The 16768-nt window shown below is 63.7% G+C and carries 20 protein-coding genes and 1 riboswitch; of the genes, 12 read left to right on the top strand and 8 right to left on the bottom strand.

Going from position 1 to position 16768, the window contains the following annotated elements; all coding sequences use genetic code 11:
• Nucleotides 1–105 precede the first annotated feature (105 nt).
• The 3 genes from PE058_RS08545 to thiC all read left to right on the top strand — a co-directional run bounded on the left by PE058_RS08545 (nt 106) and on the right by thiC (nt 3114).
• Nucleotides 106–432, top strand: a complete 327-nt coding sequence (locus tag PE058_RS08545) for a hypothetical protein (RefSeq protein WP_020086842.1) — start codon at nt 106–108, stop codon at nt 430–432.
• 105 nt (nt 433–537) lie between these two features.
• Nucleotides 538–648, top strand: a riboswitch (TPP riboswitch).
• Nucleotides 640–1029: a hypothetical protein gene (locus PE058_RS08540; protein ID WP_156827447.1), complete on the top strand. Its 390-nt coding sequence runs from the start codon at nt 640–642 to the stop codon at nt 1027–1029. Its footprint overlaps the riboswitch before it by 9 nt.
• Nucleotides 1030–1119: 90 nt before the next feature.
• A complete protein-coding gene (gene thiC / locus PE058_RS08535; RefSeq protein ID WP_271030340.1) occupies nt 1120–3114 on the top strand; it encodes a phosphomethylpyrimidine synthase ThiC in 1995 nt (664 codons plus the stop codon).
• A gap of 12 nt (nt 3115–3126) precedes the next feature.
• On the opposite strand, the gene PE058_RS08530 is transcribed toward thiC, so the two are convergent.
• On the bottom strand, nt 3127–3627 hold the full coding sequence (locus tag PE058_RS08530; protein ID WP_020086845.1) for a hypothetical protein: 501 nt from the start codon (nt 3625–3627) through the stop codon (nt 3127–3129).
• A gap of 118 nt (nt 3628–3745) precedes the next feature.
• Entirely contained in the window at nt 3746–5104 is a 1359-nt protein-coding gene (mgtE, locus tag PE058_RS08525) for a magnesium transporter (RefSeq protein WP_020086846.1), read from the bottom strand.
• Nucleotides 5105–5377: 273 nt separating this feature from the next.
• On the opposite strand from mgtE, the gene PE058_RS08520 reads away from it, so the two are divergent.
• Nucleotides 5378–5788 (top strand): hypothetical protein, encoded by a 411-nt coding sequence (locus PE058_RS08520; RefSeq protein ID WP_020086847.1) that lies wholly within the window; start codon nt 5378–5380, stop codon nt 5786–5788.
• A 148-nt stretch (nt 5789–5936) separates the two neighbouring features.
• Nucleotides 5937–6257, top strand: coding sequence for a hypothetical protein (locus PE058_RS08515; protein WP_020086848.1), 321 nt, complete (start codon nt 5937–5939; stop codon nt 6255–6257).
• A gap of 15 nt (nt 6258–6272) precedes the next feature.
• Here the strand turns inward: PE058_RS08515 and PE058_RS08510 are convergent, their stop codons facing one another.
• The 3 genes from PE058_RS08510 to PE058_RS08500 form a co-directional block, all read right to left on the bottom strand.
• The gene (locus PE058_RS08510; protein WP_271030339.1) at nt 6273–6542 is read right to left on the bottom strand and encodes a DUF2277 domain-containing protein; all 270 of its coding nucleotides are present in this window, start codon (nt 6540–6542) and stop codon (nt 6273–6275) included.
• 64 nt (nt 6543–6606) lie between these two features.
• Nucleotides 6607–7206 carry a glutathione peroxidase gene (locus PE058_RS08505; RefSeq protein WP_020086850.1) on the bottom strand — a complete coding sequence of 200 codons (600 nt, stop codon included), beginning with the start codon at nt 7204–7206 and terminating at the stop codon, nt 6607–6609.
• Between the two features lie 431 nt (nt 7207–7637).
• Nucleotides 7638–8129, bottom strand: coding sequence for a protease inhibitor I42 family protein (locus tag PE058_RS08500; RefSeq protein ID WP_271030338.1), 492 nt, complete (start codon nt 8127–8129; stop codon nt 7638–7640).
• A 175-nt stretch (nt 8130–8304) separates the two neighbouring features.
• Between PE058_RS08500 and PE058_RS08495 the strand changes: the two genes are divergently transcribed.
• Together PE058_RS08495 and PE058_RS08490 are read left to right on the top strand one after the other, a co-directional pair.
• Complete coding sequence (locus PE058_RS08495) at nt 8305–8706, top strand: tautomerase family protein (protein ID WP_271030337.1); 402 nt, start codon at nt 8305–8307, stop codon at nt 8704–8706.
• 167 nt (nt 8707–8873) lie between these two features.
• The gene (locus tag PE058_RS08490) at nt 8874–9401 is read left to right on the top strand and encodes a bactofilin family protein (RefSeq protein ID WP_156827448.1); all 528 of its coding nucleotides are present in this window, start codon (nt 8874–8876) and stop codon (nt 9399–9401) included.
• A 170-nt stretch (nt 9402–9571) separates the two neighbouring features.
• On the opposite strand, the gene PE058_RS08485 is transcribed toward PE058_RS08490, so the two are convergent.
• Nucleotides 9572–9901: a hypothetical protein gene (locus PE058_RS08485; protein WP_271030336.1), complete on the bottom strand. Its 330-nt coding sequence runs from the start codon at nt 9899–9901 to the stop codon at nt 9572–9574.
• A 221-nt stretch (nt 9902–10122) separates the two neighbouring features.
• Here PE058_RS08485 and PE058_RS08480 point away from each other — a divergent pair, with 221 nt between their 5' ends.
• From PE058_RS08480 to PE058_RS08470, 3 genes are all read left to right on the top strand, one after another.
• Nucleotides 10123–11091: a magnesium transporter CorA family protein gene (locus PE058_RS08480; protein ID WP_271030335.1), complete on the top strand. Its 969-nt coding sequence runs from the start codon at nt 10123–10125 to the stop codon at nt 11089–11091.
• Between the two features lie 441 nt (nt 11092–11532).
• Complete coding sequence (locus PE058_RS08475; protein WP_020086857.1) at nt 11533–12105, top strand: septal ring lytic transglycosylase RlpA family protein; 573 nt, start codon at nt 11533–11535, stop codon at nt 12103–12105.
• Between the two features lie 197 nt (nt 12106–12302).
• Nucleotides 12303–13079, top strand: a complete 777-nt coding sequence (locus PE058_RS08470) for a helix-turn-helix domain-containing protein (RefSeq protein ID WP_020086858.1) — start codon at nt 12303–12305, stop codon at nt 13077–13079.
• Nucleotides 13080–13380: 301 nt separating this feature from the next.
• Here the strand turns inward: PE058_RS08470 and PE058_RS08465 are convergent, their stop codons facing one another.
• Entirely contained in the window at nt 13381–14472 is a 1092-nt protein-coding gene (locus PE058_RS08465; protein ID WP_271030334.1) for a patatin-like phospholipase family protein, read from the bottom strand.
• Nucleotides 14473–14598: 126 nt separating this feature from the next.
• Nucleotides 14599–15525, bottom strand: coding sequence for a metallophosphoesterase family protein (locus PE058_RS08460; protein WP_271030333.1), 927 nt, complete (start codon nt 15523–15525; stop codon nt 14599–14601).
• Between the two features lie 75 nt (nt 15526–15600).
• On the opposite strand from PE058_RS08460, the gene PE058_RS08455 reads away from it, so the two are divergent.
• A complete protein-coding gene (locus tag PE058_RS08455; protein WP_271030332.1) occupies nt 15601–16068 on the top strand; it encodes an NUDIX domain-containing protein in 468 nt (155 codons plus the stop codon).
• Nucleotides 16069–16251: 183 nt separating this feature from the next.
• Nucleotides 16252–16761 (top strand): GNAT family N-acetyltransferase, encoded by a 510-nt coding sequence (locus PE058_RS08450; RefSeq protein ID WP_020086862.1) that lies wholly within the window; start codon nt 16252–16254, stop codon nt 16759–16761.
• Nucleotides 16762–16768: the final 7 nt, after the last annotated feature.

The following is a 16768-nucleotide window of genomic DNA, read 5'->3' as shown; positions in this document are numbered from 1 at the left end:
TGACTGAAGCATTCAGAGCCGGTTCAAGGCACCTCTCGCATCATGGCCTCAATGCTGAACGGCCGACGTGGGGTTGGTTCGTCCGGCTGAATAGGGAGACGACATATGATCAACACCAAGCTCATCAGCGGAGCGATCGCCGTTGCGGCCGCGCTCGTCACTGTAACTCCGGCGCTCGCTGGCGGCAGCGACACCTACCGTCACGCGGCTCCCGCCGTCATGACCAAGAGCGACCACGCGAAGGTCGAGCTCGCTCATTCCAATCGCGGCTACAAGCACTATCCGAGCTACGGAAACCGCTACGACAATCCTCCTCCGTATGCCTGGAAGTACAAGAAGCATCACAACCGCTTCGGCTGGCACAAGCCTTCGCACAAGCGGTGGGGCTGGGGTTACGACCGCTACTATCGCAACCCCTACGCTTGGCGCTAACCCGACAAGATTCTCATATCCTCCCCCTGAGCCCGGTCCCTCGCCGGGCTCTTTTTTTTTGCGTTCTTTGCCCTTGCATCGCATTGCGGAAAGGCCGAAGGTCTCGCCAGTTCCAAGGGGCGCCGGAAAGACCGGCTGAGATCATGGTGGATCCCATGAGAACCCTTCGAACCTGATCCGGCTCATACCGGCGAAGGGATGGACGATATGACGAACGCAGAGCTGATAGCCGGCTTTGCCGGACCGCTGTTGATTGCGGTCGCGGCTGCGCTTTTGATCAACCGGCGCACCGTCGCCGGGCTTCTTACCGGCACACTGAACAGTCCCGAGTTCATTTTCTTTTCCGGCATTTTCACGCTGCTCGCCGGCTTGGCGATCGTGCGCGTCCACAACATCTGGTCGGCGGAATGGACGGTGCTCATCACCGTCCTCGGCTGGCTCTGCGTTGTGGGCGGCATCCTGCGCATCATCTGGCCCGAGCATGTCTCAGCCCTGCGCAACAGCGTGATCAAAGGCGAGAACACGATCACCGCATGGGCCCTTGTCGCCCTGCTGCTCGGCGCCTTTCTGACCGCCAAGGGCTACGCGCTCGTCTAGAGCCAGACCCGAACTCGCATGTGCGGCCACAACACCGCGCACCTCTCTCAAACATCCAGATCCGATATCCGAAACGGAGTGCCCCTCATCATGAACAAGCCCGCACGCCCCTCCGAAATGACCGTCTTCAAAGTCACGACCGGCGCGCTCTCTGGATCGCGCAAGATCCATTCGGAACCCGAAGGAATGCCCGGCCTCAAGGTGCCGTTTCGCGAGATCACGCTGTCGCCCGAAAGCGGAGAGCCGCCCGTTCGCGTCTATGATCCTTCGGGCCCCTACACAGACACGGCGGCAGCGATCGACGTCGACAAGGGATTGCCCCGCCACCGCGAAGCGTGGGTCACGGAGCGCGGCGGCGTCGAGCGCTACGAAGGACGCACCATACGGCCGGAGGACAACGGCTCCGTCACGGGACGCCACGCCGCCCGCGCCTTCCCAGTCGCCCATCAGCCGCTGCGGGGCACCTCGCCCGGCCGCGAGCCCGTGACCCAGCTCGAATACGCCCGCGCCGGCATCGTCACCAAGGAGATGATTTACGTCGCGCACCGTGAGAACCTCGGACGCGTGGCCGCCCTCGAACGCGCGAGCGCAGCGCTCCGCGACGGCGAAAGCTTCGGTGCGGCCATCCCGCCCCACATCACGCCGGAATTCGTGCGCGAGGAGATCGCCCGCGGGCGCGCCATCATACCCTCCAACATCAACCATCCCGAGTTGGAGCCGATGATCATCGGCCGCAATTTCCTCGTGAAGATCAACGCCAACATCGGCAACTCCGCCGTCACCTCCTCGGTCGAGGAGGAGATCGAGAAAATGGTGTGGGCCATCCGCTGGGGCGCCGACACCGTCATGGACCTCTCGACGGGCCGCAACATCCACACCACGCGCGAATGGATCATCCGCAATGCGCCCGTGCCCATCGGCACGGTACCGATCTACCAGGCCCTCGAAAAATGCGGCGGCGATCCCGTGAAGCTCACCTGGGAGCTTTACCGCGACACGCTGATCGAGCAATGCGAGCAGGGCGTCGATTATTTCACCATCCACGCGGGCGTGCGCCTGCGCTACGTGCCGCTGACCGCCAACCGCGTCACGGGCATCGTCTCGCGCGGCGGCTCCATCATGGCCAAGTGGTGCCTCGCTCATCACCGCGAAAGCTTCCTCTACGAGCGCTTCGACGAGATCTGCGACCTGATGCGCCGCTATGACGTCTCGTTCTCCCTCGGCGACGGCCTGCGCCCCGGCTCCATCGCGGACGCCAACGACCGCGCGCAGTTCGCCGAGCTCGAGACGCTCGGCGAGCTGACGCAGATCGCCTGGGCCAAGGGTTGCCAGGCGATGATCGAAGGCCCGGGGCACGTGCCCATGCACAAGATCAAGGTCAACATGGAAAAGCAGCTCCGCGAATGCGGGGAAGCCCCCTTCTACACGCTAGGGCCGCTCACCACCGACATTGCGCCGGGCTACGACCACATCACGAGCGGCATCGGCGCCGCCATGATCGGCTGGTACGGCACGTCAATGCTCTGCTACGTGACGCCGAAGGAGCACCTGGGGCTCCCCAACCGCGACGACGTGAAGACCGGCGTCATCACCTACAAGATCGCGGCCCACGCCGCCGATCTCGCCAAGGGCCACCCCGCAGCCCAGCTCCGCGACGACGCGCTCTCGCGCGCCCGTTTCGAGTTCCGCTGGCAGGACCAGTTCAACCTGTCTCTCGATCCCGATACGGCCCAGAGCTTCCACGACGAGACGCTGCCGAAGGAGGCGCACAAGGTCGCCCACTTCTGCTCCATGTGCGGACCCAAGTTCTGCTCCATGGAGATCACACGCGAGGTCCGCGACTACGCCTCGCGTTTGAACGAAGCCGCCGTCGAGATCGCCGAGGAGACGACACAGATCGATCCTGAAGCCGCGTCATGGCTTGCCCTGGAGCGGCAGGAGGAAGCGTCGGGGCTTGCCCCGGAGCGGCAAGAGGAAGCGTCGGGGCTTGCCCTGGAGCGGGAGATCGAAAGCGGCATGAACGAGATGAGCCAGAAATTCCGCGAGCTGGGCAACAACGTCTACGTCGAGCGGGACAAGACCTGAGGAAGAAGAGGCTCACTGCGAGGCGAGCTTCCGCACCTCCACCCAGACCGACCGGCCACCGGCCGTGCTCGGCCGCGTGAACACGTTGCCGATCTCGAGCCGGTCGCCCGGAAATACGCTCCCGAGATCGAGGCCAAAGGAGCCCTCTTCCTTGGAGGGCTCCTTCCGCAACGCCGATCCCTGATCGTACATCGGCGTCACGATCTGTCCGACGAGCGCTTCGGGCGCGGCGTCGAGAGGAACGCTGAGCATGCGGCTCGCCCAGCGGCCGTCCGCGTAGCGCCCCGCACCGACCCATCCGTGCCCAACGAAGGCGACGGCTTGCGGTGTTGGCGTGGCTGGAACCGGCACGGCCGGAACTGCCGCCGTCTCTTGCGTCGCGCGGGTCCCGCTCGTTCTGCACTCCCACACCTTCAGGAACTCGGTATGCGTGCAGAGACGCTGGTAGTCGGCGATGAACAGCCCCATCAGCAGGGTGCCGGCCACACCAAGAACTTTCGCAACGATGCGCATGGGCTCCCCCGCTCGCGCCAGCCTGCGCCGAGCTTATCTGCGCATCAGCGATCGGCGCAACCCGCCCCTCGGCCGCTTGGCAAGACCGCGCGGCCGGGAGAGGCGAGCCTGAAACCCTTCAAAGCAGCGTGCCGCTCAGAACCACCAGCGCCACGCTGAAGTAGATGACGAGCCCCGTCACGTCGACGAGCGTCGCCACGAACGGCGCCGACGCGCTCGCCGGATCGAACCCGAGCCGCTTGAGCACGAATGGCAACATTGACCCCGCCAGCGCCCCGAAGGTCACGATACCGACGAGCCCCAGGCCGACCGTGAGCGCCACCAGCTCCCAATGGGGACCGTAGTCGTAGATCCCGGCCTTTTGCCAGACGGCGATCCGAACCATGCCGACGACGCCAAGAATGGCGCCCAGCGTCAAGCCCACCGGAATCTCGCGCAACGCCACACGCCACCAGTCGCGCAGCCGCAATTGACCGAGCGCGAGCGCTCGGATCAGAAGCGACGTGGACTGCGAGCCCGAGTTTCCTCCCGAGCTCATGATCAGCGGAATGAAGAGGGTGAGCACCACGGCCTTGGCAAGCTCGTCCTCGAAGTGCTGCATCGCGCTTGCCGTCAGCATCTCGCCAAGGAAGAGCGCGCACAGCCAGCCGGCCCGCTTGTGGATCATGCCGAGGAAGCCGATTTCGAGGTACGGCTTCGGAAGCCCTTCCACGCCACCGAATTTCTGTACGTCCTCGGTGCTGATCGAAACGATGGCGTCGATGATATCGTCCACCGTCACGATGCCGAGCACCTGATGGCGTCCATTGAGCACCGGCACGGCCAGCAGGTCATGGATCGAGATGAGGCGCGCGACCTCCTCCCGGTCCGTATCGGGCGAGACCCAGATCGGCGCCCGGCCGGCGCCAATCTCCGTGATGCGCTGCTCCGGCTCGCTGGTGATGAGCTGGCGAAGCGACACGACACGCACGAGCTGGCGGCTCGACGGATCGAGCACGAGGATGGCGTAGACCGTCTCGCGGGAGGATTCCACGGCCCGGATATGCGCCAGCGTCTGCGCGACCGTGTAGGTGTCGGGCACGCTGACGAACTCCGTCGTCATCAAGCTGCCGGCCGTTCCTTCAGGATACGCCAGCAGCAGCTTGAGCGACATCGCGGTCTCGAAATCGACCCGCGTGAGCAGCTTCATCCTGTCGTGCCCATCGAGCTCCCGAAGCGTGTCGGTAGCGCGATCGGCCGACATTCCCTTGAGAACCGCCCCGGACATGTCCACCGGCAGCGCGAGCATCAGCTCGCCCGCACGCGCGAGCTCCGGCCGGTCGAAAATCTCGATGACATGATCGAGAGGCAGATCCGCGAGCTGAGCCGCGGCGGTCTCTATCCCAAGTTCGTTGATTTGGGCAACGCTGTCGGCAACGTGCTCTTGGCGCAAACCGCCGCCCAGCCGTGCCCCTTCCGCAACGCGGAGTTCTTCCATGGCTCACCTCACGATCCGCCGTTCGCGGAGGACCGTGGGAGCCCGACGTAGAGTTAACGTCGATCCACGAGCAGCCGCGACGGCAAACACAATCGACTACTGTCGCTTGGCATCACGTCGTTTCCTTTGGATTGCGGGCGCAACGAGCCCGCGGCCGGTATATGAGACGGCACGCACGGAAGGTCAAGCGGAAGCCGCCCTCCGCATCCGTTTTCATCCGAGCCGTCGTGCTTTAGGGTAGCCCGCACACTGGGGGAATTTGGGGGAACGGCCGTGAAGCTCAAGTCGTCGCAGCTCTGCGAGCTGATTGGAATTGCAATCCTGCTGGCTTCGGCCGCCGCGCAGCTTTTCTACCTCGAGCCCCTGAAGCGCGAGATCGAATGGCGCCTCGCCACGTTCTCCACACAGCAGTCGGCCCAGGTCCAGACCAGCGCGATGTTCGAGAACCACCTCTCCGTGCTCGCCTTGATGAACGCGCCGCCCGAGCAGGTGAAAAAGGCCGAGGCCCGGCGCGACGAGATCCTGGGCCAGTTCAAGACCGCCGACGCCAACATCTCCGATTTCATGATCGAGAAGGAGCGGGTGGAAAGCTATATCGAGGTGATCGTCATCGCGCTCTTTGCCTTCGGAAGCCTGCTCGCCGGCATCGGCCGCATGATCGAGATGCAGGCCAGGCCGGACTGAGCCCTCTTCCGGGGCGCCCATCCCCGGAGGCGCCCGCCCGCCTGCTCCCGGCAGAAAATTTAAAGGTTATTGCCGCCTCTGAGGCGCGGCCGCGCCGGAACAGGCGTAAGATTTGGCTCTCCCTCCGACCCCAACGCGAGGCAGACCCATGACGCAGCAAATCCCGCTTCCCGCGCTCGCTCTCTCCGTGATGGCAACCATCACACTCGGCGCGTTCGCACAGCCCTCCCCGGCTCGCGCAGAAAAACTCGAAGTGTCCAAAGACATCATCGCCGTGCAGATCCGCAAGCAGGGTTTCGAATGCGAGAACCCCGAAAGCGCGGAACGCGATGAGAAAGCCTCGCAGCCCGATAGCGAGGTCTGGATCCTGAGATGCGAGGGCATGAGCTACCGGGTGCAGCTCGTCCCCAACATGGCCGCGAAGGTGGAACGCCTCTCCGAAAAGCAGCCGCCGCCTGACAAGCCCTGACGCCCGCCTCCGTCGCTAGGCGCCGAACCTCAGCGCGTTGCGTGCCTTCGCCTTGGCAGCCTCTGCCTCGCGATCGCGCGGCGGTGCGAGCGTCACCAGCGAACCGAGCAACTCATGAGCCGCCGCCGCGACTTGATCGACGGCTTTGTTGAAGGCCTCTTCGTTGGTCTGCGACGGCCTGTTGAAACCGGAGATCTTCCGCACGAACTGTAAGGCCGAAGCGCGGATCTCCTCCTCGCTCGCGGGCGGCGAAAAATTGTAGAGCGTCTTGATATTGCGGCACATGAAAAAGGTCCTCGATCTTGTTCACGATCTGAAGACGTCTAGCCTTGCTCCATTCCGGCAGGGCTCATTGAGCGGCCGCCGCCACCTTCGGCTTCTTCAGCTCCGCTTCCACCGCAGAAACCAGGCGGTCCGCATCCGGCGTCGTCATGGAAAAGAAGCTCGTCACGAGCTTGCCGTCGCGCCCCACCAGATACTTGTGAAAGTTCCACTTCGGCGCATTCATCCATCCCAGCTCATCGCGCGCCCACTTGTAGAAGGGATGCGCGCCGTCGCCTGAAACCACATTCTTGTCGGTCAGCGGAAACTCGACGCCGAACATCCCCTCGCAGAATTCCTTGATCTCGCCCGCCGCCTTCGGCTCCTGCGCGCCGAAATCGTTCGACGGCACGCCGATCACCGCAAAGCCTTGCGGAGCATACTTCTGATGCAGCTCCTGAAGCGCCTTGTACTGCTTCGTGAACCCGCAGAACGAGGCGGTGTTCACGACCAGAAGTACCTGGCCGCGGAAGTCCGAAAGCGGCATCGGCTTGCCGTCGATGGACGTGAAGGAGAAATCCCAAGCCGTCCGCGCCGCGCCGCCCCCATCGCCCGCGAGCCCATCGGCGGCAAGCACGGACGAGGTGAGACCGAGTACGGCGGCAAACGTTGCGAGCTTCGAGGGCATCAATGGCCTCCACGGCAGGAAAGGGAATGGGACGAGACGTCGAAAAAACACCGGAAAAACGAGCGAAACGCGCCACCTGGACGAGTTGTAGACCACGCGCGCCGGCCTCGCACACCTTTACGTGGGAACCTTGGCGCCGGATTTCCACGCGTTGCAGCAACTATCCAAATCGTAACTTTTCAGATCGCGCGAAGCATGGCACGCTTACCCCATCGTTCAACAACTGGAAGGAGGTGATCCGATGTCGAGTGGGATCTTGAGGACGGCGATGTCGCGGTCGCTGGGTTTCAAGCCGGATCTGCCTCTGGTAGCGGCTTAAGCCAAGCGACAAGCGGCCGGGCGCAACAATCGCTCGAATAAGCCGCCTGAATCTCACGGGGGCTGTCCATCGGACAGCCCCTTTGCTTTTGCGGTAAGCCGCTGCGCGAGCGCTACTTGTCGGCGCCATCGTCGAACATCTGCTCGCCCGGGTTCTCCATGGAATCCTGGGGCGGATCGCTACCCTCTTCTTCAGGCAACGCATCGGGCGCCTCGCCGACGACCTCGACGGAAACCTCTTGCGTCTTGGCCACCTTGGGATCGTTGGCCCTCACATACTTGAAGACGAGCGTTGCCGTGCCCGGCGCCACGCCCGTCACGAGAACCTGGAATTTCTGAGGGGCTCCGAGCACGGGTCTCTCGCCCGGCGCCAGCTCCCGCTTGGCATAACCCAGGAGATCCACCGTGACGGACTTGGGAACCTTGTCGATCGCCCAGGCGTACCCGGTGGACGGATTGCCGTCGAGTTCAAGCGTCGTGGTGTCTCCCACCGTGACCTGCACCCGCGTTTCCTGCGCCCGCACGCGCTCCGAAAAACCCGGAAGCCCCGCGAGACCTGCAAGCAGCAAGGTTAAGACCGCACGGCGGCATGGACCGATCGACATCCGACATCCCTCTCGATAACGCCTAAGCCATCGAGCTTCGCACGCAGGGCAAGCACCCGTCCATATGGCCCCGGCAGGCCGAGCCTCGCCCGTTGCCCCACAACCATTTATCCATTGCCAATCTCCCCTCCCTACTGCCTACTGCCTACTGCCCTACCTCAACCGGTCTCACCCCATGCCCCTGCTCCGCTTCGATCTCATCGAGGGCCGCTCCGACGAGGAGCTGAAAACTCTCCTCGACGCCGCTCATCGCGCCATGCTGGCCGCCTTCAAGGTGCCGGAGCGCGACCGCTATCAGATCGTCCACGAGCACAAGCCCTCGCGCCTCATCGTTGAGGACACCGGACTCGGCATTCCGCGCACCGACAAGGTCGTGTTCCTGCAGGTGACGAGCCGTCCGCGCGGGCGGGCACCCAAGGAGGCCTTTTACCGTCTTCTTGTCGAGGAGCTGGAACGAAGCTGCGGCATCGCCCCGAGCGACGTGGTCGTGTCCATCGTCGAGAACACGGACGAGGACTGGTCGTTCGGCCATGGCCGCGCCCAGTTCCTCACGGGCGAGCTCGGCACCAAAGGCTGACGCCTCCCCTCATTATCAAGACCGGGAGCAGAATGGCCGCCGTGCATCAGCCGGCCGGCGCTCGCGACAAAATCGTCCCGTTCACTCTTTAACGACAAATTTTCTCCATCAGGCGGTGTTTCTGTCCATAGTGGATCACCGTAGCGTGGGTTTTAGGGGAGGTAAGCGTGTTCAGCCGAGGTTCCAATTCCGATTCCGGTCTGCCGAAGCCGCCGGTCATTCCGAGTGCAATTCCGACGGGCGCCGCGCCCTCGGCCGCTCCAGCCCCTGTCGCCAATGGCCGGTCCTCTCCCTTCGGCGCCGCCTCCACCATGGGGCAATCGGTGATCGGCACGGACCTCACCATTCTCGGCGACAAGATCACCATCATCTCTCAGAACAAGCTCCAGATCGACGGCGACGTCCGCGGCGACGTCACCGGCAAGCAGATCGTGATCGGTGAGGACGGCTCTGTCATCGGCACCGTCTGCGCCGAGCAGATCGAGGTGCGCGGCGGCGTGCGTGGTGCGATCAAGGCACAGAACGTGATGCTGCATCCGACCGCTGAGGTCGAGGGCGACATCTTCCATCAGACGCTGTCGATCTCCGAAGGCGCCCAGTTCGACGGCCGCGTGCGCCGCGCGAAGGATCTCGCGGAGATCTCGCCGAACCTGGATGTGAACAGCTACCCGGTTGGCCAACAGCAGACCGGCTGACCGGCGCTGACAACTACGAGTTAAAAGCCCTCCTCCGGCTGCCGGAAGAGGGCTTTTTCTTTTGCTGCGCTAGACCATGATCGCTCGGACACTTGTCAGTCCGAAGCGTGAATCATCGATCTCAATAAAGCCCTGAAGCGCTCTCCTGATCAATCAAACTCGATCGCGCTCTAGAACGGACGACGCCCCACGCTGTTGGCGTCGATGCAGGCGAGATAGATGCGATTGTCCCGGCCCACGTGCTGGCACACGTTGCGCTTGAGATTGGGGTTCTGACGGATCGAATTCGCCGAAACCTTTATGCCGTACTCGCGCGCGACCTTGGCCACGAGCTCGTCCTGGCAGTACGGGGTGGCGAGCGGCACGCCGTTCACCATCTGGTTTCCGTTCACGCACTTGATGCGAGCCTCGGCCGGCTGCGCGGCGGCGAGGAAGGCCATCGGAAGGGCCAGCGCGGCAAACAGAGCACCGGCACGGCCACCACGGGAAGTGAAACGCATGAAATATCTCCTTGAATAGACGTCCGGCCGGCGGGATGCGCCCGCAGCGGACGGTCAGGCTCGATGGGGCACTGAGCTAGCCTTGCCCGACACCGAGACGCAGTTCCTAAAGAAACACGCATAAGATCTGTCGAAGGTGACCGCCGCGCGACACCTCGGCAAACCTGTCTTGCTGTAAGGTATGAACCCGCCGGATGAGTTCAAGGCGGCTGAGGACATGCATGCTGACGATCTACGACACCACGGGCACGAGCCTGCTGAAGCACGACGATACCGCCGCCATCACCGCCGACACGGTTTGGTTCGACCTTCTCAACCCGACCAAGGAAGAGGACAACCGCGTCGAAGACCTGCTCAAGATCTCGGTGCCGACGCGCGCCGAGATGCGCGAGATCGAAGCCTCGAGCCGCTTCTATCAGGAGAACGGCGCGAGCTACATGACGGGCTTCATCGTCCACAACATCGATGAGCACACCCTCGGCTCGTCCACCCTCACCTTCATCCTGACTGGCAACGCGCTCGTCACCGTGCGCTATTCGGACAGCAAGGCTTTTCCCGCCTTCCTCTCGCGCGTCGAGCGCGGCGATGCCACCTGCCGCACAGGCGCCGGCATCATGATCGGCCTCATAGAGACGTTGATCGAGCGGCAGGCCGATCTCATCGAGCAGATCCAGGATCGCGTCGACAAGCTTGCCAAGGGCGTTTTCGAGCTTCAGAAGCGGCGCACGCGCGACACCAAGCTCGACGCGCTGCTCAAGGGCATCGGAGCCCAGGGCGACATCGTCGCCCGCGTAACGGAAAGCGCGACCTCCCTCGAGCGTGTGCTGCATGTGCTGAAGAACACGGCCCAGGAACGCAACTGCGACGGCAAGATCTTTCAGCGCATCGAGACGGCCGACCGCGACCTCACCTCTCTTGCCGAGCACATGCGCTTTCTCTCCGATCGCATCGGCTTCCTGCTCAACGCAACGCTCGGTCTCATCTCGAACGAGCAGAACCAGATCATCAAACTGTTCTCGGTCATGGCGGTGATGATGATGCCGCCCACGCTCGTCGCCTCGATCTACGGTATGAACTTCCGTCACATGCCCGAGCTGGAGTGGATCGAAGGCTATCCGCTCGCGTTGGGCCTCATGGTCATCTCGGCCGTGATCCCCTTCATCTATTTCCGCCATCGCGGCTGGCTGTGAGAAGAGCGCCACGCGAGACCGCGAAGCGCGCGACACATTCTCGCCGCATTTCCAGAGCGTTGCGAAACTCTCGTAAGACGCTTTCTCTGCGACGTGCCGTCGCACTTCGCACATCGTTAAAATGAAAATCGAAATGGAATCAACACGTCCCTCTCGCGTGCCTTACAGCGTTCAAGAATAGGCGTTGATTCCGCCCAATTCGGCTGGTCAGGTGCGCGCACCAGAACGGGGTGCTCTGACGACACTCCGGAATATTTGAGTGGCAGAACGCGTTCTGGCGTTGCGCTTAGGTTCTATCTCGTATCGGAAGCTCATCTTCTTATTGAAGAACGATATCCGCCACAGGCGGACAGCCCGAGTGGTCCCCTGGGGAACCATTTGTCGGGACTGGAGCTCTGCTTGAACCACGGCACTGTCGCTGGGAAGAATGGAGAATTGATCATGCGATTTATTGCTCTCGCAGCACTCGCCGTATTTGCGGTTGGCCTCATGGACGCTCGCCCTGCGAGCGCGGCACACCGTTGCGAAAACGCTCAGGTCTGCAGCAAGCACGCAGTCAAGAAGGCTCACTACAAGAAGTCGGCCCACCGCGCTCACAAGGAGCGCGCGGCCAAGACGAGCTATAAGTACGGCAAGAAGAACTACTCCAATGTCCAGACCACGCCGACCAAGCGTGCGGCTGCCCATCGCGCAGCGGCGCGTAAGGCTGCGAGCGCGTCTTACGGCGGCGGCTCGACCGGCATCGCCTCCTACTACTGGCAGGGCCAGATGACGGCTTCCGGCGCCCGCTTCAACCCCAGCGCCATGACGGCCGCCCACCGCACGCTGCCCTTCGGCACCCGCGTGCTCGTCACCAACCAGTCGAACGGCCGCTCGGTCACCGTGACCATCAACGACCGTGGCCCCTTCATCAAGGGCCGCATCATCGACCTGTCGAAGGCCGCCGCTGGCGCCATCGGCATGCAGGGCGCGGGCCTGGCTCGCGTTTCGATCTCGGTCCTCGGCCGCGGCTGATCCGGATCAGCAACGCACGAGTTGCAGAGGGCGGGCCGCAAAACGGCCCGCCTTTCTTCTTTAAACTGACAGTCTGAGCGGGCAAAAAAGGCGGGCCGTACCGCGCTCTTCACCACCATGTCGCTTAGCGCTTGGGGTGTCGGCAAAATTCGGTATATTGCGGAAAGTTGTTATCTGCGACTTGGGCCTCCGCCGCGATGAAATCGACACCCAACACGAAGGAGCGGGCAGCGGCGGTTCAGATCATCCGCACCGCCATGGTCGAGAAGAAGCTGACGCAAGCCGAGCTGGCCGACGCAGCCGACTGCCACGAGAAGACCATCCAGAACCTTCTGCACGGAAAGCCCGTGCGCGAGCAGACCCTGTTCGACGTGGCGATGGTGCTTGGGCTCGACTATCAGCGGCTCAAGGAATCCTGGTTCGGCTCCATGTCGACAGCCCAGCCCATGGAGCTCAAGGGCGAAGGCGGCGTCGTCGCTCCCGTCTATATGGGCGCCTACACCCGTGCCGCAGTCGACCACTATATCGGCAGCTACCTCACCATCCGCCCGGCCTTCGCCAAGCCCGATGCCATCGTCGCCTATCGCACCGACATCGTGTGGGATCCGGAGTGGCCGAGCCTGCTGTTCGAGGAGCGCGAGCGCCCGGACGCGCCATTCTCCCACCGCGGCCGCCTCTACGTGCCCGCATCCTCCATGTACATTCATCTGGTCTCGTTGACCAAAGGCGCCATGCGCATGGTGCTGATCTCACAGATCGACCAGAGCGGAGAGATGCGCGGCCTCATCACAACCCTCAACAAGCAGCGCGCAATGTTCGTGCCCGTCTCGGCACCGATCGTCTATCTGAAGCGGCAGGAGTTCAAATCGCTGTCGCTGGGCGAGATCATGCCCAAGAACCCCGACTACAAGATCTACAAGGGCCTGCTCGAAACCTCGATGGAAGAAGGCTACGCCCGCCTCGTCGGCCCCTGATCACCCGGTTTGCCGGACGCGCGTTCGTCGGACCGAGGGGCAACGCCGACATTCACATGCGGGAGCCACGGACGCAGCGTCCGCAAGAGCACATTCATAACCGAACGGCCGTCGCCCGCTCCATTGCCCGCAAATCCGGTTCAGGCCCATAATTCATCGGTCTAGACACCGGCCTTCGCCGGTGTGACGTGCAGTTTGCACTTGCGCGCACGCCCGCCAAAACATCATGCCGGCGATCATGGCGGAGCCATGCTTCGCAGGGACGGCCGGCATCCAGACACGCGAGCCGCAAAACGTCCGCTCAAGCGCGCGACGAGACGGCCTCGGTGTCGCTGCTCGCGATCGGCTCATCCTCCGCCGCCGTGAGGCTGCCGGCTGCCTGAAAGCGCTGCGCGAGATCCACCGTCTCCTGCTTGCCGATGAACTTGATGTTCTGAGCGAGCCATTTGTGGGTCTGCGTGCGCCCGGCGGAATGCAGATAGGTGAGCAGCCCAAGATCGGGCTTGAGCTTGCTGTCGTCCGAAAGGGACGAGGTGTAGCGCCCCGCCTCGATCATGTGAAAACGATGCGCGGCGAGCGGATTCTGCCGCCCGCGCCGGATCGATCCGAACCGCCCGCGCATCGCTTCACGCACGGCCAGGATCAATTCCACGTCCCTCAACAGCGGTGCGTTGAAGGTCAGCCGGTTCGCCGTCCCAGCGATCTCCCGCGCCCCCTTCGGCAACTCGCGGCGCACCAGCGGATTGATCTCGATGATCAGCGTGTCCCTGACCGGACTTTCGAGCGCGAGCGTCACGATGTCAGGGTTCTTAGAGAACCCGCCATCCCAATAGCCGACGCCGTCGATCTCGACTGTCCGGTGCAGTGTCGGCAGGCACGCCGATGCCAGCACCGATTCCACGGTGATCTCCTCACGCCGGAACAAGCGCGGACGCCCCGTCGCAACCTCCGTCGCCGCGATCAGGAGACCGACCGGCGCCTTTTCGCGAATGGCTTTGAAGTCGATTGTCTCCGCGAGCAGGTTGCGCAGAGGATCGAAGCCCAGCGGATTGAAGTCATAAGGCGAGAGGATGCTCGCCACCTGCGCGAGCGTGGTCGCATTGCTGAGACCGAACAGGAACGGGTTGAGACGCAGGAGATCCGGCACACCGGCCTTGTGCACCGCTTCCCACACTTGCCGAAGCTTCGCGCGCGCGCCTTCGCGTCCACCCTCGGCAAGACCCGCAGCCAGCGCAACCGCGTTCACCGCACCCGCGCTCGTCCCCGAGACCCACTCGAACGAAAGGCTCTCCTCCTCGAGCAGGCGATCGAGCACGCCCCACGTGAAGGCGCCGTGTGCGCCGCCACCCTGGAGAGCGAGGTTGATCTTGAGATGACGTCTGAAGCGCGGCAAAAAACGAGGCTCCTCGAGTGCGTTCAGAGAAGCGCGAACCCTAGCACGATCGCGGCGCGTGTCTGCCCCCGCAATCAGCCGCACGAGCGGTGCGTGCCTGCCACAATTGCTGTCACAAACTGCGTTTCATCGAGGCGGAGCAACGAGATCGCGCCGGCCGAGACTGATCACCTCGCCATCCGGTGAGGTAAGTCCGCGCGTCTCGCAGTGAATGTGAACGGCGCCATCGTCGCGCTTGATACGCAACAGATAATAGCGCGCCAGCGGTTCGTCCTTATGCGCATGCGCGCTCGAGGCGGAGGAAACACCGAGAACCGGTACGCCACGGCCGGAATGGGCGCGCCACGAGAGCATCTCCCGATGGTTGTGCCCGTGCAGAACCAGCTCCGCGCCGTATCTGTCGAGCACGTCGGAGAACGCGGCCGCATCCTGAAGCGCGCGGCGCGGCGGAGCGAGGCCCGGAAGTGGCGGATGGTGGATCAGCACGACACGAATGAATTTCGCCTCGGCGAGCCGTTCGAGACAAAGCGCAAACTGTTCGAGCTGCGCCCGCCCGAGCTCTCCCGCCGCAACGAACGGCGGCGTGGGCACCGCGGAGTTGAGACCGATCAGCGCCACCGGGCCTTGCGTGCGCACGTAAGGAAATCGCACCGCCTCGTCCCGCTTCCAGCTTTCGCTGTTGCGCATGTAGGGCGCCCAGCTATCGAGACACGAGGCGCCGCCGAGGCGGCCCGTGTAGATGTCGTGATTGCCCGGCACCACCGAGACACGCTCCGGCTCGCCCAGGGCCTTAAGCCACTCGAGCGCGGCGGCGTATTCCCCCGGCAGGCCGAGGTTCGCGAGATCGCCCGTCACCGCGATATGATCCGGCGCCTGCGCCAGCGCATCCGCCGCAAGCCTCTCCGCGACTGATCTCAGATGCACGCGCCGCCGTCCGCGTTGCCAATTCAGGAATCCAAGCGCACGCTTGGCATTCCAATGCCGCGCATGAAAGCCCGTGATCGGCGAGAGATGGACGTCCGAGAGATGGACAAGCGTAAAAGTGTCAGTCATATGCCCTCGAGCCGTGGCGGCTTGCGTCGTCCTTCGACCGCCGCCGCACGGCGATCATGATGCGGGAGAACGCGCGTGTCGCCTGACAAGATGATCAGCAAGGTGTTGCAACGCTACTGGCGCCACTCTCGCGGCTTGACGCTGGGTGCGCAAGGCGTCGTGCTCGATGACGCGAACCGGGTGCTCCTCATCCGCCACACTTACCGCCCCGGCTGGCATTTTCCCGGCGGCGGCGTCGAGAAGAACGAGACGGTGGAGGATGCGCTTACCCGCGAGCTCAGGGAGGAAGCGGGCGTCGATCTCAAAGGCCCGCCGGAGCTGTTCGGCATCTACGCCAATCACCGCCTGTTCCCGAACGATCACATCATCCTGTTCCTCGTGCGGGCCTGGCACCAGCCCGCGATCCCCCGCCCGAATGCCGAGATCGCCGAGCAGAAGCTGTTTCCCTGGGACGCGCTCCCCGAGGCCGTGAACGGCCCGACCCGCGAGCGCATGCTCGAAATCAGGGGCCTCCGGCCACGCTCCCACAACTGGTCTCCGTGACGGTTATGCGACGATTTACGACGTCGGACCAAGGGTCTGGACCCATCCCGGACCCCGTGCTAAAGCCCCGCCCATGAGCAGTCTATCCGCGAGCCTGAGACCGATGCCGCCGCGACGAGCGCGCTCGTCGCGCCATGCGCATTGAAAGATAGCCGTCCGCACTCAGCCCAGGATCTGCCCCCGATGCTCTCGAAAGTCTTGAGCCGGCCCGCGACGCCGGAAGACATCCCTCTGATCTCCGCCCTGCACGACCGCGTGTTCGGCCCAGGCCGTTTCGCGCGTACGGCCTATCGCGTGCGCGAGCAGAAGGGCACCGGCGCCGAAATCTCCCGCTTCTGCCGGCTCGCCGCATCCGACGACAACCGGCTGATCGCGGCTCTCCGCATGTCCGAGATCTCCATCGGCGGAAAGAAAGGCGCAATCCTTCTCGGGCCGCTCGTCGTCGCGCCGGAGTATGCAGGCCAGGGCTACGGCCGTGCCTTGGTCACGGAAGTGATCGAGGCCGCGAAAGCCGCGGGCCTCAAGCTCATGGTGTTGGTCGGAGACGAGCCCTACTACGGTCGCTTCGGCTTCAAGCCCGTGGCTCCCGGCACCATCACCTTCCCGGGCCCCGTGAACCCGCAGCGCATTCTCGCGCTCGAGCTGGAAAGCGGGGCGCTCGCAAGCTTCAGCGGCCAGATCTCCGGCCGCTGACGGCACC

This window comes from Hyphomicrobium sp. DMF-1 (genome assembly GCF_027886585.1).
In the GTDB taxonomy this organism is placed as follows: domain Bacteria; phylum Pseudomonadota; class Alphaproteobacteria; order Rhizobiales; family Hyphomicrobiaceae; genus Hyphomicrobium_C; species Hyphomicrobium_C zavarzinii.
Note: the sequence above shows the minus strand (reverse complement) of the source record. Positions and strands in the feature narration are given on the sequence as shown.

Coding starts and splice junctions, on each gene's coding strand:
- PE058_RS08485 (WP_271030336.1), bottom strand. CDS start 9,901: ATGCGTTTCACTTCCCGTGGTGGCCGTGCCGGTGCTCTGTTTGCCGCG.
- PE058_RS08475 (WP_020086857.1), top strand. CDS start 11,533: ATGCGATTTATTGCTCTCGCAGCACTCGCCGTATTTGCGGTTGGCCTC.
- PE058_RS08500 (WP_271030338.1), bottom strand. CDS start 8,129: ATGTCGATCGGTCCATGCCGCCGTGCGGTCTTAACCTTGCTGCTTGCA.
- PE058_RS08545 (WP_020086842.1), top strand. CDS start 106: ATGATCAACACCAAGCTCATCAGCGGAGCGATCGCCGTTGCGGCCGCG.
- PE058_RS08495 (WP_271030337.1), top strand. CDS start 8,305: ATGCCCCTGCTCCGCTTCGATCTCATCGAGGGCCGCTCCGACGAGGAG.
- PE058_RS08515 (WP_020086848.1), top strand. CDS start 5,937: ATGACGCAGCAAATCCCGCTTCCCGCGCTCGCTCTCTCCGTGATGGCA.
- PE058_RS08450 (WP_020086862.1), top strand. CDS start 16,252: ATGCTCTCGAAAGTCTTGAGCCGGCCCGCGACGCCGGAAGACATCCCT.
- PE058_RS08540 (WP_156827447.1), top strand. CDS start 640: ATGACGAACGCAGAGCTGATAGCCGGCTTTGCCGGACCGCTGTTGATT.
- PE058_RS08470 (WP_020086858.1), top strand. CDS start 12,303: ATGAAATCGACACCCAACACGAAGGAGCGGGCAGCGGCGGTTCAGATC.
- thiC (WP_271030340.1), top strand. CDS start 1,120: ATGAACAAGCCCGCACGCCCCTCCGAAATGACCGTCTTCAAAGTCACG.
- PE058_RS08510 (WP_271030339.1), bottom strand. CDS start 6,542: ATGTGCCGCAATATCAAGACGCTCTACAATTTTTCGCCGCCCGCGAGC.
- PE058_RS08530 (WP_020086845.1), bottom strand. CDS start 3,627: ATGCGCATCGTTGCGAAAGTTCTTGGTGTGGCCGGCACCCTGCTGATG.
- mgtE (WP_020086846.1), bottom strand. CDS start 5,104: ATGGAAGAACTCCGCGTTGCGGAAGGGGCACGGCTGGGCGGCGGTTTG.
- PE058_RS08460 (WP_271030333.1), bottom strand. CDS start 15,525: ATGACTGACACTTTTACGCTTGTCCATCTCTCGGACGTCCATCTCTCG.
- PE058_RS08480 (WP_271030335.1), top strand. CDS start 10,123: ATGCTGACGATCTACGACACCACGGGCACGAGCCTGCTGAAGCACGAC.
- PE058_RS08505 (WP_020086850.1), bottom strand. CDS start 7,206: ATGCCCTCGAAGCTCGCAACGTTTGCCGCCGTACTCGGTCTCACCTCG.